The following is a 26,427-nucleotide window of genomic DNA, read 5'->3' on the forward strand; positions in this document are numbered from 1 at the left end:
TCGCCTGTCAACCCGCCTGGTTCGGCGGCCAATTCTGTGTCTTCATCTTGCTGACCCATTCGAGGAAGTCGGCAAGATCGTTCACTTCTTGGTCGGTCAGGTTGAACTGTGGCATCTGCCTCCGGCCCTCGATGCCGGAAGGCTGGGCCGCCATCCAGGCGTGCAGCGCTTCGCGCGCGTTGGCGGGATCCTTGTCTCCGCCCCAGCGAATCCACACGTTCGAAAGCTCGGGCGCGAAGTAGGCACCTTCACCGTCCAGCGTGTGGCAGTTGATACAGGAGTTCTTCTCCCAGATGTGCTTGCCTCTTGCGACGCTCTCCGTAAGGGTCGCCTCGTCGGTTGAGACGGTTCGGATGTAATAGTGGCTATGAGCGGTGAGACCCACGAAAATAGCGAAAAAGAATGCCGACCCGCCGTAAAACACGTTTCGGGCCGCGGTTTTTGTTAGGCGTTCAGCCATCGATTATCCTCTCATGTCAGTGGCGGATACGCCGCGACGTCGGAAACCGAGCCAAGGGCTCGCGATGACCTTGATGGCTGAAATGAGCGGACGGGTCTTTGTCAATTCGCAAAGACAGCCGAGAATGCGATGACCTTCACCAAGGCGATTGCCAGCACGACCGCCGCCCAAGCGACTAGCGCCCTCCTGGTACGCGCGCCCCTCGATCGGAGGCCGAGGAAGTCGAGCACGACGAGACGCACTTTTAGGAGTGCAAGCGCTGCTGCCACGATCGGTGCAGCCGGCTTCGCGGACGTGTTCGGAAGGAGTACCATCACGGCCAGAATGCTGATCGTTAGGATGATCAGGTAGAACAGCGCACGCTGTGGGTTGGCCGAAAGTCCTCTTGTAACGTTCATAGCAAATAAACCGCCGGAAACATCACCAGCCAGACGATGTCGATCACGTGCCAGAGGGTCGTGATCAGGTGGACATTCTGACGGGAAGGAAACTTGGCAACGACGAGGAGCACCAGCGACCCGAAGACGACGTGGGCCAGGTGAAAGCCGGTAAGCAGGATGTAAAGCTGCGCAAACACGTCGCTCGAAACGAGCGTTGCACCTTCCAGCCAGTATTCGTAGATCTTGAGGGCGAAGAATAAGAGGCCACCTACAGCCGCTGCCGAGAGTCCGCGGCGTTGTCGCACACCCGTCTGCACAGCCGCAGCAGCGGCCGACCAGCCACTCACGAGCAGAACGATCGTATTGAGAACCGGCAGAACTGGATGGAGCCGGGCTTTGCCGGCTGCAAATTCTCCGGGCTGCAGCCATGACGCTACGACGAATGCCGCAAGCAGCGCGCCGAACGCGACAAGTTCACTCCACGCCAAGATCCAGGTCAGCAGATCGTCGTCCGATCCTTCACCCGCGTAGTCGTCTTTTTCAGTCGAAGTGATCGCCGCCATGGCGTGAGAAGCTATTTGCCTCGCGGCGACCAGTCTTTGATCGATCGCAAAGATGCTGCCAATCATCGCGTCTATGGTCGCCGCAAAGGAGAAGCTAATGACAGACGCACAGATAGGACTCTCGATAGCGACCCCGGTGATCGTTCTGTTTGCGATTGCCCTCTACCGCATGGGCGTGCTGCAGCGAACGGGCGTCGTGTCGGCCGTCATCGCCGCGATCGCGATCGCCGCAAGCCTGTTCCTGCAGAGGTGAAATGAAGGATATGACATCGAACATCTTCTCTGATCTCGAGGCCTGCTATGGGCAGCTCATCTCGTGGTGCGATCTTCTCGAAGCGATCGCGGACTTTCTTCCTTGCCATGTCGACGAGCGACTTTGCGAGACCATAACGGTCGGGCTTGTCCCGCTCCTGGCCACAAGCCATCAGCTTGAGGAACGACTTCTCTGCACCGGCCTTGGGCTGATCATGAACGACGAAGAGTTCTCGGAAGCGGACCAGCGTCGGCGCGCCAGCAGGCTCCTCGACTATGACGCAGCCCAGGAAGTCGTCGAAACGCTTCATTCGCTGCAAGGGGGAAGATGCACGCTCTCCTGGGATGCAGTTGGATATCAGCTCCGCTCGTTCTTCGGCTCGATGCGCCGACATATTCGCTCAGAGCGGGAGATTATGGGTTTGATCAAAAAGGCGATGGCGACTGGTGGCAGTGGCCCAGTAACCAGCATCGTAGCGACCAAGGCGGCATGATTGCCTCTCGAGAGAGCTTGCCGGAAGCTTAGCGTCCGACGCGGAGTTGGCTCTCAGGCTGGCTCAGTCGGAACTCCCCTGTATCTGGCTTGCTGCCCAGTGTCGGAAACACCGCCGCCCGAACCGATGGATGTCCTTAAAAATTCTCTGCGTAGCGCCTGCTACTGAGTGAGCAAGCTCCCCTCAAGGTGCGCGGACGTGAAGTCGTCTATCAAGACTTCAACATCCACCTTCCATCCCCTTGGGTCACTTACCGACAATACGTCTGCCTTCCAGCCGCCTTCTGGCGACTTCGCGAGAGGGTACTTGATCGGTTCCACCCCAGCGTCCGGATTCATAAGGCGAAGGGATACCGAGCGCGGCTCGAGTGATCCAAAGTCGGGACCCATCACGACGACCCGTGCATTCGCCTTGCCAGGAGGCTGCGGAGAAAGCTCAAGCTGAGCCATGACTTTCGCAGAATGTAGATGAACTGAGAGCCTTGGCTGCTCGACTGTCGACGCAGCCGGTCCAGCAAAGCGCCAAAGCGACGCCGCGCCCACGATCGCAATCGCCAACACCATTTCGCAAGCTATGCTCCGGCGCAGCCGGACTCTGGCCCCCTGATTTCCCGCCAACGCCGGCTTGGTAAGGTAAAACCGGTTGTAGCTGGCCAGAACGCACAAGGCAGTGACAAGACCCACTTTGAAAACCAGTATCCGACCATAGAGGGAGGAAAAAAGCTGCGAGATTTCCGGAAGTTCAATGAACGCGAGCGTTGCGCCGGCCACCAGCATGAGGCCGAATGGCAAGGGAACGGCACGCGAGAAATCGAGAAGCGGTCGCTGGTTGAAGCGGGTCTTGCTGGACCTCCAAAGCGGAAGCAGGCTTCCAATCCAGAACATCAAGGCCGCGCCGTGAAGCATTATGCATAGCCTGGCAAGCCAGCGGGGCTCGACGACGTTGCAGTGCCCCGTGAAGGCAAAGGCGGCTGAAGCGATGCACATCGCAAGCACGGCCACCCCGCGAGCGGCTCGACGGTTGGACGGGATCGGGAGTGAAGCCGACACGATCGACAGCAAAGCAAGCACGGCAGCAATCATGCCGTTGCCCTTAGCGGCTGTCGCCAGGGGCTCAAGTCCGGCATACACTAGGCCGACGCCCAACTCGTCGAGGCCCTGCAGATATAGTCCTGTCAGAAGCAGAACGGCGCCAGGAACGACCGCGGCGACCGTCCGAACCGGTGCGACGCGGCCGGGATCGAGCCAACGGTTGAACAACGCTCCGCCGACGACGATCGCCAGATAAAGGATAGACACGGTGTGCACCGTCCATATCGCGACCGCCAGGGTGGAAGTAGCGCTCTGAGGCATGGCCGTCGTAGAGGAGGAGGGCGCGCCGACGTGAAATACAAGCGACCCACCGATGGGGTGTCCGTCTTCGGACTCGACGCGATAGCTGACGATCACGGAGCCATGCTCGATCGGATCTTGAAGATAAAGCGTTACGGTCGCTCCGGACGTGTCCGCAGTCAGGTTCTGACTGACCCCACCCGCGTCTCTGGAGGCGGCCCGAATGACCCTCACAGGCTCGTTAAACTGAAGCCGCACAGCCCCGCCGGCGTTCGCAAGGGTCTCATTGCTGGCCGGTGACGAACTGACGAGGACTGCGTGGGCATGTGCGATAGCCGGCAGGAGCATGCCCGGTGCAAACATTAGCAGAAACGCTGCTGGTTGAAGGAGCGACGTCGCCCAGTTGAGAGCCTTTGAGCGCATGGGCGACTACTCGCATGCTATGAGCGGGGTTGCTCGATCACGTCGAAATAAGGCGCGGGGTTCTCGTAGTCCTCGGATGTCTTACCGGCAGCGGGAATCTCGATCCATCGTTGCGAAGCCCCGTCGGTGCATTCCTGGACAATCGGGACATAGATCCGCGTCCCAAGCGGGAGTTCCTTCGCAACCGTGCCGCGGAAGACGAATTCGTCGTACTCGTCGTCAGCCAGGCTACCGCCGCTCCACACGATCTCGCTCACGCCTTCCTTGACCGGCTTGCCGTATAGATCGTAGCTCTTTTCGTAGGGCGCCTTGACCTTCTCGATTGCCCAACCCTGCTTGGGCATCGGCTTGGCGGACAAAAGACCTTCGGGAACCTTGACCCGCACCTTGATCGTTGGCTTGCCTGCGCAACCGTGTCCGATGCGGACGACCGCCTTGTAGCCCTTGCCGGAAATGCCCTGGCTTTGCTCCAGCGTTGCGTGGGCATGGGCTGCGCCTGCGGCGAAAAACCCTGCCACGACAGCCAGTGAGACTTGCTTGATCATAAGATTTCTCCATCGTGCGGGATGGCGCACACTTAAGCGCCACCCGCACCAGCTTGGTTACTGGGTCACCTGCGCGAGGTCGGTGTCCAGGCGCTTGCGAACCATGTTCGGCACCTTGGCGGCCTTGATCGCTTCGAGATTGGCAGGCGCGTCGCCGACTTGGATCAGGGCGACCATACCCATGCCAGCATGGGGCGTGCATTTGATGACGTAGGCGCCGGGAACGTCAAACTTGGCCTGGTACTGTTCGCTGGGCTTGGACTTGAATTCGGGCGCGCCATCCGGGATGAGACCCTTGAAGGTCTCGACGTTGTGGCTCTTGTCGGTTGGAAGGAAAGTGATCGTATCGCCGGGAGCGATCTTTACGAAGCTGGGTTCGAATACCATTGCACCGGCGGTGCCCTTGTTGAGCATCTGAACCTGGTGGTCAGCAGCCATGAGCGGCGCTGCCGAAGCAATCAAGGCTGCCGTCGCAGCAATCAGACCGTACTTCAAACGCATTTGCATTTCTCCTGTTCGTCGAGGTCGTCTTGGCCTCGAGAACGCTTGTAAGATATGCCGTGCAGACGATCTTTGACGCTCGTCAAACTAAGAGAGAACCTGTCGATGACGGAAGGATTTCCTTCGCGCTCCGCCGCCACATCACGGCCTGCGCCAGCCGCCGGTGATTACTGCAGCCCGTCGGAAGAGCGTTGTGAAAGGATGACCTCCATAAGGACGTTGACCTCGTTGGAGACGACAAGGCCCTCCCAGTTGTCCACCGTCACCTGGCGCGACGTGCCGGCGTGGTGATCTCGGCAAACCTGTGGCATGTCCAGCAGGGTATCGGGGAGGCTTCTACCGTTGCTCCGCAAGGACGACGTCGCGGTCAGGACGGATTGCGCGCAATGTCAGGTTGTCAGCATCAACTGACATCGAGGAGTTCTCGTATTTTCGACGCCAGGTCTCGCGCCGTGTAGGGCTTGCGCAGCCACTGAGCACCAGGAACGCCGTCCTTTCCGGCCAAGCCGGGCTCTGAATATCCGGACGTGAAGAGGACAGCCATTTCAGGACGAAGTTCTCGCGCTTCGCGGGCGAGTTCGTCGCCGGTCATTCCGCCGGGCATCACGATGTCGGTGAACAGCAAAGCAATGTTGTCGTTGGCCTGCAGGACTTCCAAAGCGCGGCGCCCGTTTTCCGCTTCCAGAACCAAGTATCCCATGGAGGACAATCTTGCGACGGCGACACGGCGAACGCGCGGATCGTCTTCGACAACCAGGACAAGTTCGCTCCCTCGGGGAAGGGGACTTTCAACGAGTTCCGACGCCTGACTACCCTCCTGCGATCCGGATCTGCTCATGGCGGGCAGATAGATGCGGATCGTGGTTCCTCGTCCAGACTCGCTGTAAAGTTGGAGGTGACCACCGGACTGTTTCACGAAGCCATAGACCATGCTGAGGCCGAGGCCGGTTCCCGCGCCCACTCCTTTCGTCGTGAAGAATGGTTCTATCGCGCGCTTTTTAACCTCCTCGGACATGCCGGTACCGGTATCGGTCATCGAGATGAGGACGAAATTGCCGCTGCGTACCTCCGGATACATCTTGGCGTAGTCGGCATCGAGGTGCACGCACGAAATTTCGGTCGTAAGACTTCCGCCCTTCGGCATGGCGTCTCGAGCATTCAACGCGATGTTCAAAATTGCGTTCTGAAGCTGCGAACTGTCCACGAGGACGTTCAGACCCGACCCGGAGATCACGGTCGACAACTTGATGTTTTCCCCGAGGGTTCTCCTTAGAAGATCCGAGAAGCCGGTCAGAAGCTGTCCAAGATCCGCAGGCTTCGGATTCAAAGGCTGACGCCGCCCAAAGGCGAGCAACTGTCCGGTCAATTTCGCGCCGTCAGCCGCGGCGTCCTGGGCTTCCCTCAAGATATCTCTAAGCTGGCCTGGCGGGAGCTTGTCCTCAATCATTTCCAGGTTGCCGCTGATGACGGTAAGGAGATTGTTGAAGTCGTGGGCGATTCCGCCGGTCAGCTGACCGACCGCCTCCATCTTTTGGGATTGACGGAGATCCTCTTCAATCTTGAAGCGGCTGGTGAGATCGCGCAGGAAGCCGGTGAATATCCGCTCCCCGTTTGCCGTCGTTTCGCCGACGTGAAGCTCCATCGGAAATTGGGATCCATCGGCTCGCTGGCCCGTTACAACGCGGCCGTAGCCGATAATCCGCTTTTCGCCCGTCGTCAGATAATGGTCGATGTAGCCATCGTGAGCGTCACGGTAAGGATTAGGCATCAAGTTGCTGACGTTCCGGCCACAAATCTCTTCGGCTGACATGCCAAAGAGCGTCTCGGCCGCCTTGCTAAAGGAAAGCACGTTGCCCCTATGGTCGATCACCACCATGGCATCCGGAACCGTGTCCAGGATCGAGCTCAAGTGAGCCTCGCGTGCCTTTACCACATCCTGGGCCCGTCTGAGGGCACTGACGTCGCTATTGGTTTGAATGACGGCCAGATCGCCATCGGTCAGGTTCACCAGCACACAGCGGGTTGCGACATGAATGTCGTGTCCACTCTTGTGGCGATGAATAATTTCGCCTTGCCAGAAGCCGCGAGATTTTAACTGCGCATGGATATTTTCAACAGGCTCTGGAAACTGCGTTGCCAGAAGCTCGTACACGTTTTCGCCGACGGCCTCTTCTCGCGCCCACCCATACATGTTCTCGCAGCCGATCGACCAGTGTGTGATGGCCCCCTCGAGGCGATGAACGATGATGTCCGCACCATCGAGCACGTGCACTAGAGCGTCCAGTTCCTGAGACGACGCAGTACGCGGCGATATGAGGCGATGCGGCATTGCTTACCTGCTGGTTCCCTGCATTAGTGCAGACTGACGCTATGGCAGGTTTTATCCGAGAAATCATCTCCATTCCCCGACAACTGTACCAGGCGGCTAAGATTCACGATTCTAAGGTCATGGCGTCCTTCCGGCACGACGATGTTACGCGATGCAAGCTTGGTGATCGTCCTGGAAACGGTCTCGATCGTAAGGCCGAGGTAGTCGGCTATGTCCTGGCGGTTCATCGGGACGCGAAGCAGGCCGTGTTGCATCTTGGCGTCGCTGCGTGATGTGAGCTTGACGATAAAGCTGCACAGACGCTCTTCCGCGTTAAGCTTCGATAGCAGGACCATCTGGTTGTTGGCCGCGGCGGTCTCCTCGCAGAGCAGGTTGATATAGATGGGGCGGAGAGCCTCAGATCGAGCGATTTCATCATGGAAGCTCTTGCGCGATACACGCCGGATCTTGCAGTCGCTGACGGCCTCGGCCGTGAAGAGAAAGTCGCTTTGGAGCGACGCCCCGATGAGATCGCCCGGGAAGTGGAACGCGGTAATCACGCGACGACCTTCGCCGATGATGCGGTGAAGACGCACGACCCCTTCGACAACCTGGAAAAGATGCCTGGCGGTGTCGCCCTCCCAGCAGATCGCCTTTCCGGCCGCAATGGTTTCTGTCGCGGACGTCATGAAGAGGGCAGAGAGGGCCTGCGCCCCATTCATTCGGTCATGTGTCGCTTGCGCATGTTCAAAGGCAATATTGTTCGGCATCAGCATCGTCGCGTCCCCTCTCGGTTGATGAGGGCACTAGACCGTCGTCGAGTCACACAGGAATGATCGAATGGTTCCAAAGGGTGAGAATTTGTAACAGTTTGTAACAGCACCATGTTTCGACCGAAAGTGCGGGCGTCGTTGATTTAGATCAAGGAGCCAATCTCGAGCCCGTGACAGTCCTTCCCCAACGTACGAGAGAGCCGGCCGCAAAGCGGTCGTCTGCGCACTGGGGACGACGTTATGAAGTACACAACAGAAACGATGGTGGTCGCAGTGGGGGCGTTCCTGGCATTGCTGGGTGCCGCCTTCGCCCACGACCATCTTTTCGCAGTTCATATGGGCATACTTTGCTTCTGCCTTCTCGTTGGCACCGTGCTGCTGATGAGGAACCTGGATTTCTCACCGGCGGGCAGGGTGCCAAAGGTCGAAGCCTCCGCCTATTTCGACGAGGTCATTCGATATGGCTTGATCGCGACGGTCTTTTGGGGCGTCGTCGGCTTTCTCGTCGGAGTGATCATCGCGCTGCAGCTGGCTTTCCCAGACTTGAACATAGCACCGTATCTGAATTTCGGACGGCTGCGCCCTGTTCACACGTCCGCGGTCATCTTCGCATTCGGCGGAAACGCTCTTATCATGACCTCGTTCTATGTCGTGCAACGCACCTGTCACGCGCGCCTGTTCGGCGGTAGTCTGGCCTGGTTCGTCTTCTGGGGCTACCAGCTCTTCATCGTCATGGCGGCGACCGGATATGTGCTGGGCATCACCCAAGCGCGCGAATACGCCGAGCCGGAATGGTATGTCGATATCTGGCTAACGGTCGTCTGGGTCGCGTACCTTGTCGTGTACCTAGGAACGATCCTGAAGCGCAAGGAACCGCATATCTACGTCGCGAACTGGTTCTACCTCGGCTTCATCGTGACCATCGCGATGCTCCACGTCGTAAACAATCTTGCAGTTCCCGCATCGTTCCTCGGGGTGAAGAGCTACTCCGCATTCTCGGGCGTGCAGGACGCGCTTACGCAGTGGTGGTACGGCCACAACGCCGTCGGCTTCTTCCTGACAGCAGGCTTCCTCGGGATGATGTATTACTTCGTTCCAAAGCAAGCCAACCGTCCCGTGTACTCCTACCGCCTGTCGATCATCCACTTCTGGGCGCTGATCTTCATGTACATCTGGGCCGGTCCGCACCATCTTCACTATACTGCGCTGCCGGACTGGGCACAAACACTCGGCATGGTGTTTTCCGTCATGCTGTGGATGCCTTCTTGGGGCGGCATGATCAACGGCCTGATGACGCTCTCGGGAGCCTGGGACAAGATCCGAACCGACCCGATCATCCGCATGATGATCGTCGCCATCGCCTTCTATGGGATGTCGACCTTCGAAGGCCCGATGATGTCGGTGAAGACCGTCAACTCGCTCAGCCACTATACTGAATGGACGATCGGTCACGTGCATTCGGGGGCCCTCGGATGGGTGGGTATGATCACCTTCGGAGCGATCTACTACCTGACGCCCAAGCTCTGGGGATGCGACCGGCTCTATAGCCTGCGCATGGTAAACTGGCACTTCTGGCTCGCCACCCTCGGCATCGTCATCTACGCAGCCGTCCTTTGGGTCGCCGGCATTCAGCAGGGCCTGATGTGGCGCGAGTACAATTCGCAGGGCTTCCTCGTCTACTCCTTCGCCGAAACCGTCTCCGCGATGATCCCCTACTACGTGCTGCGAGCCGTTGGCGGGACGCTGTACCTGGCAGGCGGCATCGTGATGGCGTGGAACGTCTTCATGACGATCCGCGGACGCATTCGGAACGAAGCCGCTATCCCGACCGCTTACGTGCCCCAGGCACAGCCTGCCGAGTGAGGTGAAACATGGCATCGATATTAGACAAACACCAGATCCTCGAAAAGAACGCCACGCTGCTCCTCGTCGGCTCGCTTCTCGTGGTCAGCATCGGCGGCATCGTCGAGATCGCGCCCCTGTTCTATCTGCAGAACACGATCGAGAAGGTTGAAGGAATGCGTCCTTACACGCCGTTGGAGTTGGCGGGGCGCAACATTTACATCCGCGAAGGCTGCTACCTCTGCCACAGCCAGATGATCAGGCCGTTCCGCGACGAAGTGGAGCGCTACGGCCATTATTCGCTTGCGGCCGAGTCGATGTACGACCACCCCTTCCAATGGGGTTCGAAGCGCACTGGTCCGGACCTCGCTCGCGTCGGCGGGCGCTACTCGAACGAATGGCATGTCCAGCATCTTTCCGATCCCAGGGCGGTTGTTCCCGAGTCGATCATGCCGAAATACGCCTTCCTCAAAGAGCAGGAGATCACCGTCAAGGACGTTGGAATGGATCTGAAGGCCAACGAAGACGTTGGCGTTCCCTACACCGCCGACATGCTTGCGAACGCCGAGGCCGATATGAAGGCACAGGCGGATCCGAACGCGGACACGACCGAACTCCTGGCTCGCTACCCGAAGGCGAAGGTCGGCGACTTCGATGGCGACCCCGCCAAGCTCACGGAAATGGACGCCCTCGTTTCCTATCTGCAGATGCTCGGAACGCTGGTCGACTTCTCGACCTACGACGACGCGACCGGCTACCGTTGAGGTGATCCGATGGAAACTTACACAGCAATGCGGCACTTCGCCGACAGTTGGGGCCTGCTGGCAATGGCCGCGTTTTTCGTAGGCGCGGTCCTCTTCACGCTTCGTCCCGGCAGCAAGCAGACGGCTAAAGAGGCCGCCGATATTCCCTTGAAGGATGATTGAGATGTCGGAAAAGCACATCGATGAAGTCAGCGGCGTCGAAACCACCGGACACGAATGGGATGGCATCCGCGAGTTGAACAACCCGATGCCAAGATGGTGGGTGTGGACGTTCTACGCAACGATTCTGTGGGCCGTCGGGTATGCCGTCGCCTATCCTGCCATCCCGATGATCACTTCCACGACGAAGGGGCTTCTCGGCTTCTCGAGCCGCGCCGAGCTTCAGCAGGACCTCGACCTGGCCAGGGCAGGCCAGATGAAATTCCATGACATGATCGCCACCAAGACCGTGCAGGAAATCGATGCGGACCCAGCGCTACGCGAGTTCGCTATCGCGGGCGGGGCATCGGCCTTTAAGGTCAACTGCGCACCCTGCCATGGTTCTGGAGCAAGTGGGGGGCCCGGCTTCCCCAATTTGAACGACGACGACTGGCTGTGGGGCGGCGACCTCGACTCGATTCAAAAGACGATTGCTCACGGAATTCGCTTCGATGCAGACGCCGAAACTCACGTTTCCGAGATGCCGGCATTCAAGGAGACCCTAGACGCAGCGCAGACAGAACAAGTCGCAGCTTACGTGTGGGGGCTGACCAACACTCCATCCAAGCCGGAGCTCGCGGAAGCTGGAAAACAGGTGTTTGTGGACAACTGCGCCGCATGTCACGGGGAGGACGCCAAAGGCAAGGTGGATATGGGCGCTCCCGATCTCGCCGACGCGATCTGGCTCAAGGGACGTGGTGAAGATGCAATTGTTCGTCAGGTCAATTCGCCAAAGCACGGCATGATGCCCGCCTGGTCTGCAAGGTTGGGCGACACCACGGTGAAAGAACTCACGGTGTTCGTCCACTCGCTGGGCGGCGGGACGTAAGGAGATCAGAATGACAAACCACGACCACAACCCACTCCTCGGCCTCTACGGCACGCCGCGCGCCGTCATCCGTTCGCGCGTATCGGCACGCGCGAAGACGGCGCCGCCGGTCAGCGAACAGGACGACCCCGAAAAGATCGGCAGTTCGATTGTGAATTTGACCTGCCTCAAAGATCACAAGGCCACAAGCCGCTAAAGTGGCGCTTGTCTAGTCGAGGATGTGAGCGCGCATCCTCGCCCAGTATAGACTTGGGGCCGCATCTCTTCGGATGCGGCCATTTTTTTGGAGATCGTTCCGGTCGTCGGTCCTCGCCTTCGCGAAAGGCGGGCAAGCTACGGAAGAATACCGCGCACGGCGCGACCCCGGTCCGGCGTACTGGCTGCGAACGCTTCCTGCGTTGAGGCCACCTCCTGGCAGTTTGCCCTATCTCAAAGACGCCGGCCACACCAACCTCTAAGACTCCTGCCGTCTAGACGGAAGTTATCGCGGATATTCTTCCCCGCGGATCTTCCGGGCCACGCCACCTCTCTCCAAGGCGTGGCCCTCTTTTTTTGTGGTCGCGCTGCGTCGTTGATGTGGCTCAAAGGACAGAAGGCCAAACGCCGTTACGCGCTGCTTGTCCAACTCCTCCGAGGCCGCGCCTCCTGTCCAGAGCGCGGCTTTTTATCGCGGATCGCCCGTTCTTGATCTGCGTCAAGGAAGGGTGGTCGCGAAGCTGCAAGAACGGGCAGGTAAAATTCGGACAAGCCCCATGAACCTATATACAGCGCCAGATCCCGAGAACGTCGAACGGTTGAACGCCGAGCCCGTCAACGCCCGCCGAAACCGCGAGCCTCTCTACGCCGCCAGAAAAAAGGTGTTTCCCAAAAGGGCTGAAGGTCGATTTCGTCGGTTCAAATGGATCGTGATGCTGGTCACGCTTGGCATCTACTATCTTGCGCCGTGGATTCGCTGGGATCGTGGCCCCTATGCCCCCGATCAGGCCATTCTCGTCGACCTGTCATCACGCCGTTTCTTCTTCTTTTTCATCGAGATCTGGCCACAGGAATTCTACTACGTAGCCGGCCTGCTTGTGATGGCCGGTTTTGGCCTCTTCTTGGTGACTTCCGCAGTCGGACGCGCCTGGTGCGGGTACGCTTGTCCCCAGACGGTTTGGGTTGATTTGTTTTTGGTCGTTGAGCGCGCGATCGAAGGCGACCGCAACGCTAGAATGAAGCTCGACGCCGGGCCTTGGAGCTTCGACAAGATACGAAAGCGTGTCGTGAAGCACACGATCTGGATCGTCATTGGCGTTGCCACGGGCGGAGCCTGGATCTTCTATTTCGCAGATGCGCCCAGTCTCGCTTCTTCACTGTTCACCGGACAGGCCCCCGCCGTGGCTTACGCGACCGTCGCTATCCTCACGGCGACGACCTACGTGCTTGGCGGCCTGATGCGCGAGCAGGTCTGCACCTACATGTGCCCCTGGCCCCGCATCCAGGGCGCCATGCTCGACGAGAACTCGTTGGTCGTAACCTACAACGACTGGCGCGGTGAAACCCGCACGCGTCACGCCAAGAAGGCCCAGGCGAAAGGAATAGCCGTCGGAGACTGCGTGGATTGCAACGCCTGCGTGGCCGTCTGTCCCATGGGGATCGACATTCGAGATGGCCAGCAGATGGAGTGCATCACCTGCGCCCTTTGCATCGACGCGTGCGACGGAGTCATGGACAAACTTGGCAAGCCTCGCGGACTGATCGCATATGCCACCCTTAGCGAGTATGCGAGCAACATGGCACTTGCGACCGACAACGGACGCACACAGGTCCAGCCCGCCAAGGTGCGGAATGCCGACGGCACGTTCGTGGAGGCGATCCGGCACTTCAACTGGCGCATCATCTTTCGTCCAAGAGTGGTGTTCTACGCGGCCGTCTGGTCGTTGATCGGCATTGCCATGCTCGTGCATCTGGCATTGCGGGACCGGCTCGAACTCAACGTCGTCCACGACCGCAACCCACAATATGTTCTGGAGAGCGACGGCTCGATCCGAAATGGCTACACGCTCCGTATCCTGAACATGGTGCCGCAGCCCAGGCGAATACAGGTCAGCCTTTCCGGTCTCGAAGGGGCGACGATGCGCATCCCCGAATTCGGAAGAGAGGATGCCCGCAGCTTCACTGTGGACGCTCAACCCGACGTTGCCACTTCGCTGAAAGTATTCGTTACCCGGAAGCAGACCGGCGCCGCAGTCAACGAGTTCCTTTTCATCATCGAGGACGCCGACCATTCCGATCGGGCGACCTACCGCGCCGCGTTCAACGCCCCAGGAGACGTCAAATGACCACTCGCGCTCAAGGATTCACTGGCCGACACATGCTTTTCGTCACGTCCGCCTTCTTCGCGGTCGTCATTGGGGTCAACGTTACGATGGCCTGGTTCGCATCGTCGAGCTGGAGCGGTCTGGTGGTGGAGAACACTTACGTCGCCAGTCAGGAATTCAATCGCAAGGCCGAGGCCATGAAGGCGATGGCGGCATCGGGCATCGTCGGTAAACTCTCCCTGAAGGACGACGTGATCCACTACGACATCCGTAACAAGGATCGCTCTCCTGCAGCGGTCGACGAGGTCACCGCGAATTTCAAGCGCCCCGTCGGCGACCACGAGAACTTCCAGGTGCCGTTCAGCAAGGTGGGCGAAGGACGGTTCGAAGCCCGCCATCGTCTCGCGTCGGGCGACTGGATAGTTGAAGTGATCTCCCGCAAAGGCGACGCCATCGTCATGCATGAAGCCGCTCGCATCGACACCGCGGGGTTCGGCCAATGACATGCTGCGACATGAATACCGAGAGCGTACTTGCAATGAGCGCGACAGCGTTCAGCGCCGAGGAGATCGCGCTTGCAAGCCACCCGCTGGGGGACGGCCTTCGCCAGCTCGACCTAAGCGTCCCCGACGTCCATTGCGGTGGGTGTATTTCGACCATCGAGAGGGCGCTGTGCGCACTTCCCTATGTTGCAAAGGCAAGGGTAAATCTCACGTCGCGGCGAGTGACGTGCATATACCGCCAAGAGTTTGAAAAGCGCACCACAGATCCGACTGGAATTATCTCTGCAATCAACGCAGCCGGATATCGGGCGCACCTTTTCACTCCGATCGCCTCGGAAAACGACACAACAAGGAATCAACTCCTGCTTGCCGTCGGAGTATCCGGCTTTGCAGCCACGAACATCATGCTGTTATCGGTTTCGGTGTGGTCGGGAGCCGACGCCGCGACGCGTGACATGTTCCATTGGATCTCCGCGTTGATCGCGGCCCCCGCCTTGGTCTATGCCGGGCGCTTTTTCTTCCGGTCGGCATGGAACGCGCTCAAGCACGGCCGGACCAACATGGACGTGCCTATTTCCTTGGCGGTCACGCTCTCGTACGCGGTTTCCCTATGGGAGACCATGCACCACGGCGAGCACGCGTGGTTCGACGCATCGGTTTCGCTGCTGTTCTTTCTTCTTATAGGAAGAACCCTCGATCACGTGATGCGCGAGAAGGCTCGCGCGGCAATCAACGGCCTGGCAAGACTGGCTCCGCGCGGAGCGCTGCTGCTGATTAGCGACGGATCACGGCGTTACGTTGCAATTGAGGATATAGCCGTTGGTGATGAAATCGCGATCGCGGCCGGGGAGCGCATTCCGGTTGACGGAATGATCGTCAGCGGAGAAAGCGACATTGATCTTTCGATCGTTACCGGCGAAAGCAGTCCCGTGGCCGTCGCCGGCGGGAGCCAGGTTAGCTCAGGAGCTATGAACCTGACCGGCTCGCTTGTCGTGCGGGCGACAAAACTTGCGAAGAACTCCCTTCTCGCAGAAATCATCAATCTGATGGAAGCGGCCGAAGGCGGCCGCGCTCGCTACCGTCGGATCGCCGACCGGGCCGCATCCCTTTACTCGCCGGCAGTCCACCTTCTAGCGCTTGTCTCGTTTCTCGCGTGGGGCTTTTTTGGAGGCGACTGGACGCATGCGATGTTGGTGGCGGTGGCCGTTCTCATCATCACCTGCCCATGCGCGCTCGGCCTCGCAGTCCCCGTTGTACAGGTCGTTGCTGCGGGCGAACTCTTCCGAAGAGGGGTCATGGTGAAGGATGGCTCTGCGCTGGAACGACTGGCAGAGGTCGACACGGTTGCCTTCGACAAGACGGGCACGCTGACCATTGGCGTGCCACGGCTTGTAACGACCACAGCCTCGGACGAAACGTTGATAGCGAAAGCCAAGGGCTTGGCAGTGCATTCGCGCCATCCACTGTCGCAGGCCTTAGCGCGAAGCGGGGGGCCGGCTCCCATACCGTTCGATCGCGTGAGCGAGATTCCTGGAGGCGGGCTTCAGGCTTCTCGCGGAGACGAGACCTATAGACTGGGCAACGCGGCGTTCGCAGACGCCATCTCCGCATCCTCAAGCGATGACAGCCCCTTCTCCGAGGTCGTGCTGTCGAGAAATGGCGAAGTTCGGGCCCGCTTCTTCTTCGAGGACACGCTTCGACCGGGCGCCAGAGAAGCCGTGGATGAGCTCAAGGCGCGCGGATATGAAACGGTGATCATCTCGGGCGACCGCCAGAGCGTGGTCGACAATACGGCTCTCGTGCTGGGTCTTGACAAGGCCCTGGGCGCTCTTGCGCCACAGCACAAGGTTGAGGAATGCCAACGGTTCAGCGCCGATGGCCACCAAGTTTTGATGGTTGGCGACGGCATCAACGACGCCCCGGCGCTTGCTGCAGCCCACGTTTCGATGGCTCCCGCCACGGCGTCCGACATCGGTCGCCAGGCCGCCGATCTGGTATTCTTCAACGAGCGGCTGGAGGTCGTGCCGCAGGCTATCGCGGTCGCGAAACAAGCTGCGAGGCTCATCCGTCAGAACTTCGCGCTCGCGATTGGCTACAACGTGTTGGCGGTTCCGATCGCGATCGCAGGATATGCAACTCCGCTGATCGCAGCAGTGGCAATGTCCACCTCCTCGATCATCGTCGTCACGAACGCTCTACGGCTGAACACACGCGGCATGCGCCAGCGTCGAGAACGAACAATGACCGCGACTAGAGAGGTCAACGCAGCATGAACATGTTGATCTACCTGATCCCGATCGCGCTGTTTATGGGCGGTATGGGGCTCCTTGCCTTCCTTTGGTCGCTTAAAAGCGGCCAGTACGAGGACCTTCAGGGCGCCGCCTGGCGTGTGCTCGCGGACGATGAAAACGAACCGACACCGTAACGGTTGCCTCAGGCACGAAAGGAAGGACGATGCTTGCAAGAAATCCCGTGCTTCTGCGATCCGAGCTGCTCGCAGGGTTGGATCGAGAAACTGTGGAGACGCTATCGGCCCTGGCCGAAGCGCGAACATTCTCTCCTCACGAACGAATCGTCGAAGAGGGGCAGAAAGCTCGGTTCATTTTCTGTATCGCCAGCGGGCTCGTGCGCCTTACAAAGAAGGAATCGGCTGGCCGCGAAGCTGACGTCTGCATCTGCGAACCCGGTGACATCTTCGCGGAATACCTCGTTGCCGGCGGGGCCACCTATGCACATGGTGCCTGGGCGGCGGAGTTTACGGAAATTGTGATGTTCGATCTCAAGCAGTTGCGGTCACTCGCGGAGCAGCATCACGGTATTCAACGAAACATTATGCACATAATGGCGAGACATTTTCTGGGCGCACTCGACTGCATTGCGGGAGATCGGCTTCATACGGCAGCCCGGAGGGTAGCCAACTACCTCATCGCCCGATGCCCACCTTCCGTTTCTCGTGTCACATTGCGTCTACCCTATCAAAAACGAATACTTGCGGGAAAGCTGGGTCTGGCCCCCGAAGCCCTCTCGCGTGCGTTTGCCGCCCTGGCACCGTTGGGCGTCGCCGTCAAAGGCAAAAACATCTCCATCGAGAGCGTGAGCCTTTTGAAAGAGGCCTGCTAGAGACCGAATGCCAGCCGCCACTGAGTTTTATCCGCGACATCGGATTTACAATCCTGCCTGTGGCGTTGGCTAAAATCCTGCGTTATTTCTCCGTTGCAAGTTCGCAGCGGGACAATTGAGCGAAATGGAATCCGATCGCATTCTAGTAGTCGATGATGACGCCCGGATCAGGCAGATGCTGATCCGTTACTTCGAGGACAACGGCTACCGAGTGCATGCCGTGAGCAACGGCTCTGCCATGCGCGCGGAACTGGCGAAGGCAACATACGCCGCCGTCTTCCTCGATCTCGTGCTTCCGAATGGAGAGAACGGCCTGGAGCTCTTGAGGGAGCTTCGCAATACGTCCGACGTGCCAGTGCTTATGCTGACGGGCCAAGACGACGTCACGGACAAGGTTGTCGGACTGGAGGTGGGCGCCGACGACTACATAGCCAAGCCGTTTCATCTGCGCGAACTTCTTGCACGCTTACGGACCGTCTTGCGTAGACGCGCATCGACGACGCTGCCGTCGCGCGCTTTCGCCCATGAAGAGGAAAGCCTCGTCTTCGACGGGTGGCGATTGGACCTCGCTCGCAGACGGCTCACTGCCCCAAGCGGCGGCGACGTGCCTCTCACCACGGGGGAGTTCGACATGCTTCTGGTGTTCGTCCGCAATGCCGGCCGCGTATTGTCACGAGAGACGCTCATGGACCAGACAAGAAACCGAAACCTGGAAGCCTTCGACAGGGCGATCGATGCCCAGATCGTACGATTGCGGAAGAAGATCGAGGTCGACCCGAAGGCGCCTGCACTCATCCAGTCGGTCCGTGGGGTTGGATATGTGTTCACGGGTCAACTAAGTCGTCCCTAATTGATCCGCATCAATGTGCGGGTGATGAACTCCGCTAGTCTTCGGGCGCACACAGGCGTCTAAAGACAATGGCTATTTGGATTCTCTTCGCGGTCATCACGACCGCCACAACAGCAGCACTTCTTCATCCGCTGGCGTCCAACGGTCGCTCCCGGCGTCCAAGCCAATCGCAAATGGCATCCACTGTTTATCGCAACCAGCTTCTCGAACTCGAAGAGGAAATGGAAGCCGGGCAGATTGCGCCAGGCGAATATGAACTCGCCCGCGCCGAAACCGCTCGCCGTCTTCTCAGAGCCAAGGACAAGGCACCAGAGCAGTCATTGCATCCGCGAAGCCATCTATGGCTCAGGTTCTGCGTCGTATCGTTGCTTCCGCTTTTGAGCATCGGCATGTACGTCGCCGTTGGTTCGCCGGAGCTACCCTCCCAGCCGCTGCAGGCTCGCCTGAGGAACCCCGGCCAGGATATTGCGATCCTCGTTCAAAAGACTGAGCAACACCTCGCTCAGGACCCCGCCGACGGTCGCGGCTGGGATGTCATCGCCCCGGTTCTACTGAAGATGGGCCGAGCGGGCGATGCAGAGAACGCCTACCGCAACGCCGTTCGGATTCTGGGTCCAGGCATTCCACGTCTGGACGGTCTCGCAGAGACTTTAATGGCGCAGTCGGGAGGCGCGGTGACCGGACAAGCGCAAGCTGTACTGGACCAGATACTCGAACTTGAGCCTGGAAATCCGCGGGCGCGGTTCTACCTTGCGCTGTCGCTGGAGCAGGCGGGAGACAAAGTCGGCGCGCGACAGGCGTTCGAAGCGCTTGCTGCCACCTCGCCAGTGACAGCTCCTTGGATGCCGCTTGTAAGGGAACACATCGCCGCAAACGGCGGCCCGCATATCGAAGGACCTGGGAAGACCGACACGGCAGCGGCCGGGTCGATGCAGCCTGACCAAGAACCCGAGATGATCCGGAGAATGGTCGACAGTTTGGACGCGAAGCTGACCGCCGACCCAAACAATCTCGACGGTTGGTTGAAGCTGATCAGATCCTACGCGGTGCTCAAAGACGACGGACAGGCGCTGGCGGCGCTCAGGCGAGGACTGACGACGTTTCCTGCCGACAGCGACAAGGGCGGCCAGCTCGTATCGCTTGGGCGAGAACTTGGCATTTCTATGGAAGGAACGACGAGATGACACGCAAGCAAAAACGCCTTGCGGTCATTGGTGGCGGCATGAGTTTCATAGTTGCCGCGGTGCTGCTTGTCATGTTCGCCTTCAGCCAGTCGGTCGCCTACTTCTACATGCCGTCCGACCTCGCGAAAAATGATCTTCAGCCCGCAACGCGCATCCGCCTTGGCGGCCTCGTTAGCGAAGGCAGCATCGTGCGTGGCGCCGGTTCGACGGTGCAGTTTGCCGTCACCGACCCGGCCGGCGGCGTCATCAAGGTTCGATATGCGGGAATCCTGCCCGACCTCTTTCGGGAAGGTCAGGGCGTCGTGACGGAGGGCCGTTTTGCAACCGGAAGCGATGTCTTCAGCGCGGATACGGTCCTTGCCAAGCACGACGAGAAGTACATGCCGAAGGATGTGGCCGATGGGCTGAAAGAGCAGGGACTTTGGCAGCATGCGGGAGCCGCGCAATGATCATCGAGATCGGTCACTACGCACTCGTGCTTGCACTGGCGACGGCCATCGTTGTCTCCGTCGTCCCTGCGATCGGTGCGCGCCGCCTTGACCATCAGATGATGGAGGTGGCTCCGCTCGGGTCCGTGATATTCTTCTTGTTGGTGGCTTTCTCTTTTGGCGTCCTGACCTATGCCCACGTTGTTTCGGACTTCTCGGTCGAGAACGTGTGGGAGAACTCGCACTCCCTCGTGCCGTTGATCTACAAATACTCCGGTGTCTGGGGCAATCACGAGGGATCGATGATGCTCTGGCTCATGATCCTGTCGCTGTTCACCGCGTTCGTTGCCGTCTTTGGCCGCAATCTTCCGCAGACGTTGAAGGCGAATGTACTGTCCGTACAGGCATGGATCTCGGTCACATTCATTCTTTTCATTCTGCTGACGTCGAATCCATTCGCGCGTCTTGATCCTGCGCCAGCCGAGGGCAAGGATCTCAATCCCGTCCTGCAGGACGTCGGACTCGCGATCCACCCGCCGTTGCTCTATCTCGGCTACGTCGGTTTCTCCGTCTGCTTCTCCTTTGCCATCGCCGCGCTTATCGAGGGTCGCATCGACGCCGCCTGGGCGCGCTGGGTCCGGCCGTGGACGCTTGCCGCCTGGACCTTCCTGACGCTCGGCATCGCCATGGGTTCTTACTGGGCGTACTACGAGCTCGGGTGGGGCGGCTGGTGGTTCTGGGATCCGGTCGAGAATTCGTCCCTCATGCCGTGGCTTGCCGGCACCGCGCTCCTTCATTCCGCACTGGTGATGGAGAAACGCGAGGCGCTGAAGATATGGACGGTGCTTCTTGCCATCCTCACCTTCTCCCTGTCGCTAATGGGAACCTTCCTTGTGCGGTCCGGAGTGCTGACCTCGGTTCACGCGTTTGCAAGCGATCCTTCCCGTGGCATCTTCATCCTTTGTATCCTGATGGTTTTTATCGGTGGCTCGCTGTCGCTGTTCGCCTACCGTGCACCCACGCTTAGCGCCGGGGGATTGTTTGCGCCGATATCACGTGAGGGTTCTCTGGTACTGAACAATCTTATCCTCACCGTCGCCTGCGGAACGGTGCTGACGGGAACCCTTTATCCCCTGCTGCTGGAGACGATCACAGGCGACAAGATTTCCGTCGGCGCACCGTTCTTCAACCTGACGTTCGGATCGCTGATGATCCCGCTGTTAATTATCGTCCCGTTTGGACCCCTTCTGGCGTGGAAGCGCGGGGATCTCCTGGGGGCAATGCAACGCTTGTACCTTGTCGCCGCCATTTCGTTCGCCGCCGCCTTGGCCGTCTTCTATGCGTACCACGGCGGGCCGGTACTTTCGATCTTCGGACTCGCGGCGGGCCTCTATCTGGTGCTGGGGGCGCTCACCGAGCTTTGGTACCGCGCGGGCGTAGGCAACGTCCCCAACCGGGTGGCATGGCGCCGGCTCTCCGGGCTGCCTCGTTCAGCATTCGGCACTGCTCTCGCCCACGCCGGGCTTGGGCTGACCGTCCTCGGCATCGTTGCCGTCACGACGTTCGAAACCGAGCGCGTGGCACAGATGAAACCCGGCGAAACGATCGATGCTGGGGGATACTCGATTAGGTTCGATGGGATGAGGCCCGAAAGGGGGCAGAACTACAAAGAAGATCGCGGGCACTTCATCATAAGCCGTGGTGGCGTCAGCGTTGGCGAGACGTGGTCGGCGAAACGCGTCTACGATGCGCGACAGATGCCCACGACCGAAGCGGGCATCCTGACATTCGGGTCCAGCCAGCTCTACCTCTCTCTTGGCGATCCGACCAACGACGGTGGCATTGTCGTGCGGGTCTGGTGGAAACCGCTCATCACGCTCATCTGGGGTGGCGCCCTGGTCATGGCCGCCGGAGGCTTCGTTTCTCTTAGTGACCGCCGGCTCCGCATCGGAGCGCCAAGTCGGAAAGCAAAGCCCTCGAGGAGCCTCACGTCAATTGCGGAGCTTGCGGAATGATGCGACGTGTCGTCCTCGCGCTGCTGTTCCTTCTCTCAAGCCTGCCCGCCTTCGCGGTGAACCCGGACGAGATGCTCGCGGATCCCGTCTTGGAGGCGCGGGCTCGGGCGATCTCTTGCGAGTTGCGCTGCATGGTCTGCCAGAACCAGTCGATCGATGAATCCAACGCGGAGCTCGCCAAAGACCTGCGGCTTCTCGTTCGCGAACGCATCGCTGCTGGGGATTCCGATCGGGACGTGGTCGACTACTTGGTGTCGCGATACGGTGAATTCGTCCTGCTAAAGCCGCGCGTCAACGCGCGAACGATCCTCCTATGGGCAGCGCCCCTGTTGCTTGCCGGGGTCGCTTCCGGAGTCCTTGTAGCCGTTGCAAGGGGGACGAGGCGTCGGACCGTAGCCGCGCTCAGCGATCAGGAGAACGCCGAGCTTCAGCACTTGCTCGCATCGAAGTTTGACGGAAATCAAAGCAAGGCCGATGCCTAGCCATTACCTTGGTCGATGCATAACCACGACAGTGAGGGCAGGACCATGCAGGCGAAGGAAATAATGACCACGAACGTGGTCTCAATCAGCCCAGCAGTAGGTGTGCGCCACGCCGTCGCGGTCATGATCCAAAACAATATCAGCGGGCTTCCGGTCGTCGATGACGAGAGCCTGGTTTGCGGCATGCTTACCGAAGGCGACCTGCTTCTGCGCAGAGAAATACGACTTGCTCCGCGCTCCGTTCGGTCGGCAGAATTCATCTCGGAAATCGACTTGGAACGCTATATCTGCAGCCATGGATGGTGCGTCGCAGACGTCATGTCTCAGGACGTCATCGTTGCGCGGCCCGATAGCGAAGTGTCGGATATCGCCGAAAGCCTGCAGGCACATCGGATCAAGCGGCTGCCAATCGTCGAGGACGGCAGACTGGTAGGAATAGTAAGCCGCCGGGACATCCTGCGCATAATCGTCGAAGCGCCGTCCATAACGCTGCCAAGAGAGGACGAATCCATTCGTCTCGCCATTCGAACCCGGCTGCGCGCCGACCTTGGCCTGACGCCTCAAAAGATTCAGGTGTCGGTCGCCAACGGACAGGTGACCGTGGATGGCCAGGTTGAATCGGATCTTAAGCGCAAGGCCATAAAGGTTCTGGTCGAGAGCCTCGGAATCGGTGGATACCGCGACCGGCTCCGCGTCACGCCCTCCGCCAGCGAATGACATGGACTGAATGGGGGACAAACCAGCCTGGGTTACACCGCTTCTTTGTGCGACGCCAAAGATTGGTCGTCTGGCCGCTAGCCAGCGGAGAGGGCGTCGTCGATGGCAGGGTTGATCTCGTGTGAGAGGCTGTCGTTTTCCAGCGGTCCGACATGCTTATGCGTTATCCGCCCCGAGCGATCGATCACAAAAGTCTCTGGTACCCCGTACACACCCCAGTCCATCGCGCTTCGTCCTGCGTCATCAACGCCAATGGCAGCGAAAGGATTTCCATTTTCCTCAAGGAAGGCCAACGCCTTCTCCGGTGCGTCCTTGTAGTTGACGGCCACCAGCTGGACACGCGGGTCCTTGGCGAGCTGCATAAGTGCCGGATGTTCCTGCCGACAAGGGACGCACCACGATGCGAAGATGTTCAAGACGACGACCTTGTTTTCGAAGACGCTTTCGTCGAGCGCCGGCATTGGCAGGCCCGCGAGCGGCGGAAGGTTCACTGCCGGATGCTTCTGTCCGATAAGTGCCGAGGGAATCGTCGTCGGCAAATACCCCCCAACGGATTCGCGATAGAGAGTATTCGCGACAGCGCCAGCAATTCCCAAAAACACCATCAGCGGGAGACCGGCCAGAACATAGTTACGCATGCTGGCGCTCGTCGCGCGGCTGATGGCGGCGCATAGTTGCAAGTACTCTGACTTGTCGACGGTAGCTTCGGCCGGCAAGCCAGACCTTCACAGCTGTTGCCAACATCACGGCAAACGTCAAGGCATATGCCGCGACCACATAGTGCTGGTGATCCATTTCAATTCTCCTTGTGAACTACGAATCTTGCTGCGAGCCTGTGCTGCGCGATGATCTTTCTTCTCCAGATCTCGTTTCTGATCGACGCCAGGTAGAGCGTAAAGAAGAGGGTGGCGAACGCGAGGCCCATGACCATCAATGGTCGCAGGAATTCGATATCGAGCGCCGGTCCATCGAACCGAAGGACGCTTGCAGGCTGGTGGAGCGTGTTCCACCAATCGACGGAAAACTTGATGATCGGGATGTTCACGAACCCGACGATGATGAGAACCGCGGTGACGCGCGCGGCCCGTGTCGGCTCATCGATCGCCCGGTTGATGGCGACGATACCGAGATACATGATGAACAGGACAAACATAGAGGTCAGGCGTGCGTCCCAGACCCACCATGTGCCCCACATCGGCTTGCCCCAGATCGCCCCCGTCACCAGCGATACAAACGTGAATGTGGCGCCCAGCGGCGCTGCGGCCCTGGCAGCAACATCCGCCAGCGGATGTCGCCATACTATGGACCCGATCGCATTGGCGGTCATCACCGTGTAGCAGAGCATGGCGATCCACGCCGTTGGGACATGGACGTACATGATCCGTACCGTCGAGCCCTGCTGGTAGTCGACGTCGGAGCTAAAGCTCAGATACAGGCCTCCCACAAGACAGAGCGCGGTAAGAGCCAGCAGGAGGGGAAGCACGCGCTCGGCGAGCTCTAAGAACCTGGTGGGCTGGGCCAAACCAGCAACGGCGCTTTTCAATCGGGCGTATGGGCTCATGCGTGCAGAGCTTAATGCCAAACTCGCGCCCGTTAATTGATCCCGATCAATGAAGAGACGAAAGCGATCAACTGCTGGCACTTTGCTCTTCGCAGAAAGGGTAGGCCTGTCCGCCGACCCGACACCCGGACTTCCGATCGTTTTTCAGATGCGAAACGCCAGTTGCTTGACAGAGATCAAATACGACTGCGTCGGCCTCCTGTACCGATCGCTCCGCAGAAGGAGCAGATGATGGATTTCGAAGCGTTCTTTAAAGACGAGTTGGACGGGCTTCACAGCGAAGGCCGTTATCGCGTTTTTGCCGATCTCGAGCGTCACCGCGGCAGCTTTCCGCGCGCCACGCGGCACACGGCGGACGGCCCGAAAGAAGTCACGGTCTGGTGCTCCAACGACTATCTCGGCATGGGTCAGAACCCGAAGGTGATCGAGGCGATGAAGAACGCCATCGATCACTGTGGCGCGGGTGCGGGAGGCACCCGGAATATCTCTGGCACCACCCACTACCACGTTCTGCTCGAGCGCGAGCTGGCCGACCTGCACGGCAAGCAAGCGGCGCTGATCTTCACCTCGGGCTATGTGTCCAACTGGGCCGCGCTCGGCACCCTCGGCGCCAAGATCCCCGGCCTCATCATCTTTTCCGATGCGCTGAACCACGCCTCGATGATCGAAGGCATCCGCTATGCCAAGTGCGAGAAGGTGATCTGGAAGCACAACGACATCCACGATCTCGAAGCCAAGCTGGCGGCCGCCGATCCGAAGGCGCCGAAGCTGATCGCGTTCGAATCCGTCTATTCGATGGACGGCGATATCGCGCCGATCAAGGAGATCTGCGATCTCGCCGACAAGTACGGTGCGATGACCTATCTCGACGAAGTGCATGCCGTCGGCATGTACGGACCGCGCGGCGGCGGCATTGCCGAGCGCGAAGGGCTGATGGATCGCCTGACGGTCATCGAAGGCACGCTCGGCAAGGCGTTCGGCGTCATGGGCGGCTACATCGCCGCATCGACCGCACTTTGCGACTTCATCCGCTCCTTCGCCTCCGGCTTCATCTTCACGACGGCGCTGCCGCCGGCGCTCGCCGCCGGTGCGGTGGCCTCGATCCAGCATCTGAAGGTCAGCCCTTTCGAGCGGGCGCGGCATCAGGATCGGGTCCGCAAGCTGAGGGCGCTGCTCGATCAGCGTGGCATCCCGCATATGCCCAATCCGAGCCATATCGTCCCGGTCATGGTCGGCGATGCCGCCAAGTGCAAGTGGATCTCCGACCTGCTGCTCGACAATTGCGGCGTCTATGTGCAGCCGATCAACTACCCGACGGTGCCGAAGAAGACCGAGCGCCTGCGCATCACCCCGACGCCGCTGCACAGCGACGCCGACATCGAGCATCTCGTCGATGCCCTGCATTCGCTCTGGTCGCGCTGCGCCCTGGCGCGGCACGTGGCGTAGCCGCCTTAGCCTAGTCCACGACAAAATCGCGGGCGATGTCGCGACCGATCGCCCGCAGGTGGTTTGAGATTTCGGTCCTCAAGTGGTCCCTCGGACCAAACTCACGCAGAATTTCCTGAGCACGCGTTGCCGCGGGTTCCTCCCGCGGCTCTCCCACA

The 26,427-nt window shown here is 59.6% G+C and carries 31 protein-coding genes; 19 read left to right on the forward strand and 12 right to left on the reverse strand.

All coding sequences use genetic code 11. From position 1 onward, the window contains the following. Positions 1-7: 7 nt before the first annotated feature. From PMI09_RS14580 to PMI09_RS14590, 3 genes are all read right to left on the reverse strand, one after another. Complete coding sequence (locus tag PMI09_RS14580) at positions 8-460, reverse strand: c-type cytochrome (RefSeq protein ID WP_007795217.1); 453 nt, start codon at positions 458-460, stop codon at positions 8-10. Positions 461-561: 101 nt separating this feature from the next. Next, positions 562-858, reverse strand: a complete 297-nt coding sequence (locus PMI09_RS14585; RefSeq protein ID WP_007795219.1) for a cytochrome C oxidase subunit IV family protein — start codon at positions 856-858, stop codon at positions 562-564. Next, entirely contained in the window at positions 855-1,403 is a 549-nt protein-coding gene (locus PMI09_RS14590; protein ID WP_007795224.1) for a cytochrome c oxidase subunit 3, read from the reverse strand. Before PMI09_RS14590 ends, PMI09_RS14585 begins: the two co-directional genes overlap by 4 nt. Before the next feature lie 97 nt (positions 1,404-1,500). Here PMI09_RS14590 and PMI09_RS31745 point away from each other — a divergent pair, with 97 nt between their 5' ends. Together PMI09_RS31745 and PMI09_RS14595 are read left to right on the forward strand one after the other, a co-directional pair. Further along, entirely contained in the window at positions 1,501-1,656 is a 156-nt protein-coding gene (locus PMI09_RS31745) for a hypothetical protein (protein WP_007795227.1), read from the forward strand. A 1-nt stretch (position 1,657) separates the two neighbouring features. After that, positions 1,658-2,149 (forward strand): hypothetical protein, encoded by a 492-nt coding sequence (locus PMI09_RS14595; RefSeq protein ID WP_007795229.1) that lies wholly within the window; start codon positions 1,658-1,660, stop codon positions 2,147-2,149. A 161-nt stretch (positions 2,150-2,310) separates the two neighbouring features. Here the strand turns inward: PMI09_RS14595 and PMI09_RS14600 are convergent, their stop codons facing one another. From PMI09_RS14600 to PMI09_RS14620, 6 genes are all read right to left on the reverse strand, one after another. After that, positions 2,311-3,903, reverse strand: a complete 1,593-nt coding sequence (locus PMI09_RS14600) for a copper resistance CopC/CopD family protein (RefSeq protein ID WP_007795233.1) — start codon at positions 3,901-3,903, stop codon at positions 2,311-2,313. 17 nt (positions 3,904-3,920) lie between these two features. Continuing rightward, positions 3,921-4,448 (reverse strand): YcnI family protein, encoded by a 528-nt coding sequence (locus PMI09_RS14605; RefSeq protein ID WP_007795236.1) that lies wholly within the window; start codon positions 4,446-4,448, stop codon positions 3,921-3,923. A gap of 57 nt (positions 4,449-4,505) precedes the next feature. Further along, positions 4,506-4,949: a pseudoazurin gene (locus tag PMI09_RS14610; RefSeq protein ID WP_007795238.1), complete on the reverse strand. Its 444-nt coding sequence runs from the start codon at positions 4,947-4,949 to the stop codon at positions 4,506-4,508. A gap of 167 nt (positions 4,950-5,116) precedes the next feature. Then, entirely contained in the window at positions 5,117-5,260 is a 144-nt protein-coding gene (locus tag PMI09_RS31370; protein WP_157213376.1) for a hypothetical protein, read from the reverse strand. Between the two features lie 92 nt (positions 5,261-5,352). After that, complete coding sequence (locus tag PMI09_RS14615; RefSeq protein WP_007795240.1) at positions 5,353-7,278, reverse strand: hybrid sensor histidine kinase/response regulator; 1,926 nt, start codon at positions 7,276-7,278, stop codon at positions 5,353-5,355. A gap of 23 nt (positions 7,279-7,301) precedes the next feature. Continuing rightward, positions 7,302-8,033, reverse strand: coding sequence for a Crp/Fnr family transcriptional regulator (locus PMI09_RS14620; protein WP_007795243.1), 732 nt, complete (start codon positions 8,031-8,033; stop codon positions 7,302-7,304). Between the two features lie 237 nt (positions 8,034-8,270). Here PMI09_RS14620 and ccoN point away from each other — a divergent pair, with 237 nt between their 5' ends. From ccoN to PMI09_RS14700, 16 genes are all read left to right on the forward strand, one after another. Then, positions 8,271-9,893 (forward strand): cytochrome-c oxidase, cbb3-type subunit I, encoded by a 1,623-nt coding sequence (gene ccoN, locus PMI09_RS14625; RefSeq protein WP_007795246.1) that lies wholly within the window; start codon positions 8,271-8,273, stop codon positions 9,891-9,893. Between the two features lie 8 nt (positions 9,894-9,901). Continuing rightward, a complete protein-coding gene (gene ccoO, locus PMI09_RS14630; protein ID WP_007795249.1) occupies positions 9,902-10,636 on the forward strand; it encodes a cytochrome-c oxidase, cbb3-type subunit II in 735 nt (244 codons plus the stop codon). 9 nt (positions 10,637-10,645) lie between these two features. Then, positions 10,646-10,798, forward strand: a complete 153-nt coding sequence (locus PMI09_RS14635; RefSeq protein WP_007795252.1) for a CcoQ/FixQ family Cbb3-type cytochrome c oxidase assembly chaperone — start codon at positions 10,646-10,648, stop codon at positions 10,796-10,798. Position 10,799: 1 nt separating this feature from the next. Then, positions 10,800-11,663, forward strand: a complete 864-nt coding sequence (gene ccoP, locus PMI09_RS14640) for a cytochrome-c oxidase, cbb3-type subunit III (protein WP_007795254.1) — start codon at positions 10,800-10,802, stop codon at positions 11,661-11,663. A 10-nt stretch (positions 11,664-11,673) separates the two neighbouring features. Further along, positions 11,674-11,859: a hypothetical protein gene (locus PMI09_RS14645; RefSeq protein ID WP_007795256.1), complete on the forward strand. Its 186-nt coding sequence runs from the start codon at positions 11,674-11,676 to the stop codon at positions 11,857-11,859. Positions 11,860-12,415: 556 nt separating this feature from the next. Then, complete coding sequence (gene ccoG, locus PMI09_RS14650; protein WP_007795258.1) at positions 12,416-13,984, forward strand: cytochrome c oxidase accessory protein CcoG; 1,569 nt, start codon at positions 12,416-12,418, stop codon at positions 13,982-13,984. Beyond that, a complete protein-coding gene (locus PMI09_RS14655) occupies positions 13,981-14,466 on the forward strand; it encodes a FixH family protein (protein WP_007795261.1) in 486 nt (161 codons plus the stop codon). Before ccoG ends, PMI09_RS14655 begins: the two co-directional genes overlap by 4 nt. Beyond that, a complete protein-coding gene (locus PMI09_RS14660; RefSeq protein ID WP_007795263.1) occupies positions 14,463-16,739 on the forward strand; it encodes a cation-translocating P-type ATPase in 2,277 nt (758 codons plus the stop codon). The genes PMI09_RS14655 and PMI09_RS14660 overlap by 4 nt, the downstream gene beginning before the upstream one ends. Continuing rightward, entirely contained in the window at positions 16,736-16,891 is a 156-nt protein-coding gene (gene ccoS / locus PMI09_RS14665) for a cbb3-type cytochrome oxidase assembly protein CcoS (protein WP_007795267.1), read from the forward strand. Before PMI09_RS14660 ends, ccoS begins: the two co-directional genes overlap by 4 nt. Before the next feature lie 29 nt (positions 16,892-16,920). Next, positions 16,921-17,586 carry a Crp/Fnr family transcriptional regulator gene (locus tag PMI09_RS14670; RefSeq protein WP_007795270.1) on the forward strand — a complete coding sequence of 222 codons (666 nt, stop codon included), beginning with the start codon at positions 16,921-16,923 and terminating at the stop codon, positions 17,584-17,586. Between the two features lie 124 nt (positions 17,587-17,710). Continuing rightward, positions 17,711-18,436, forward strand: a complete 726-nt coding sequence (locus PMI09_RS14675) for a response regulator (RefSeq protein WP_007795273.1) — start codon at positions 17,711-17,713, stop codon at positions 18,434-18,436. 68 nt (positions 18,437-18,504) lie between these two features. Further along, positions 18,505-19,620 (forward strand): c-type cytochrome biogenesis protein CcmI, encoded by a 1,116-nt coding sequence (gene ccmI / locus PMI09_RS14680; protein WP_007795276.1) that lies wholly within the window; start codon positions 18,505-18,507, stop codon positions 19,618-19,620. After that, positions 19,617-20,069, forward strand: coding sequence for a cytochrome c maturation protein CcmE (gene ccmE / locus PMI09_RS14685; RefSeq protein ID WP_007795278.1), 453 nt, complete (start codon positions 19,617-19,619; stop codon positions 20,067-20,069). Before ccmI ends, ccmE begins: the two co-directional genes overlap by 4 nt. Then, positions 20,066-22,063, forward strand: a complete 1,998-nt coding sequence (locus PMI09_RS14690) for a heme lyase CcmF/NrfE family subunit (protein ID WP_007795281.1) — start codon at positions 20,066-20,068, stop codon at positions 22,061-22,063. Before ccmE ends, PMI09_RS14690 begins: the two co-directional genes overlap by 4 nt. Beyond that, positions 22,060-22,545 carry a cytochrome c-type biogenesis protein gene (locus PMI09_RS14695; protein ID WP_007795285.1) on the forward strand — a complete coding sequence of 162 codons (486 nt, stop codon included), beginning with the start codon at positions 22,060-22,062 and terminating at the stop codon, positions 22,543-22,545. Before PMI09_RS14690 ends, PMI09_RS14695 begins: the two co-directional genes overlap by 4 nt. Positions 22,546-22,590: 45 nt before the next feature. Continuing rightward, a complete protein-coding gene (locus PMI09_RS14700) occupies positions 22,591-23,262 on the forward strand; it encodes a CBS domain-containing protein (protein WP_007795289.1) in 672 nt (223 codons plus the stop codon). 77 nt (positions 23,263-23,339) lie between these two features. On the opposite strand, the gene PMI09_RS14705 is transcribed toward PMI09_RS14700, so the two are convergent. The 3 genes from PMI09_RS14705 to PMI09_RS14715 are packed head-to-tail and all read right to left on the reverse strand — an operon-like array spanning position 23,340 to position 24,823. Further along, a complete protein-coding gene (locus PMI09_RS14705; RefSeq protein WP_007795291.1) occupies positions 23,340-23,900 on the reverse strand; it encodes a DsbE family thiol:disulfide interchange protein in 561 nt (186 codons plus the stop codon). After that, a complete protein-coding gene (gene ccmD / locus PMI09_RS14710; protein WP_007795293.1) occupies positions 23,893-24,057 on the reverse strand; it encodes a heme exporter protein CcmD in 165 nt (54 codons plus the stop codon). The genes PMI09_RS14705 and ccmD overlap by 8 nt, the downstream gene beginning before the upstream one ends. Before the next feature lies 1 nt (position 24,058). Then, a complete protein-coding gene (locus tag PMI09_RS14715; protein ID WP_007795296.1) occupies positions 24,059-24,823 on the reverse strand; it encodes a heme ABC transporter permease in 765 nt (254 codons plus the stop codon). A 231-nt stretch (positions 24,824-25,054) separates the two neighbouring features. On the opposite strand from PMI09_RS14715, the gene hemA reads away from it, so the two are divergent. Continuing rightward, a complete protein-coding gene (gene hemA, locus PMI09_RS14720) occupies positions 25,055-26,269 on the forward strand; it encodes a 5-aminolevulinate synthase (RefSeq protein ID WP_007795300.1) in 1,215 nt (404 codons plus the stop codon). The last annotated feature ends 158 nt before the right edge of the window (positions 26,270-26,427 follow it).

Source organism: Rhizobium sp. CF122 (assembly GCF_000282035.1).
GTDB lineage: Bacteria > Pseudomonadota > Alphaproteobacteria > Rhizobiales > Rhizobiaceae > Rhizobium.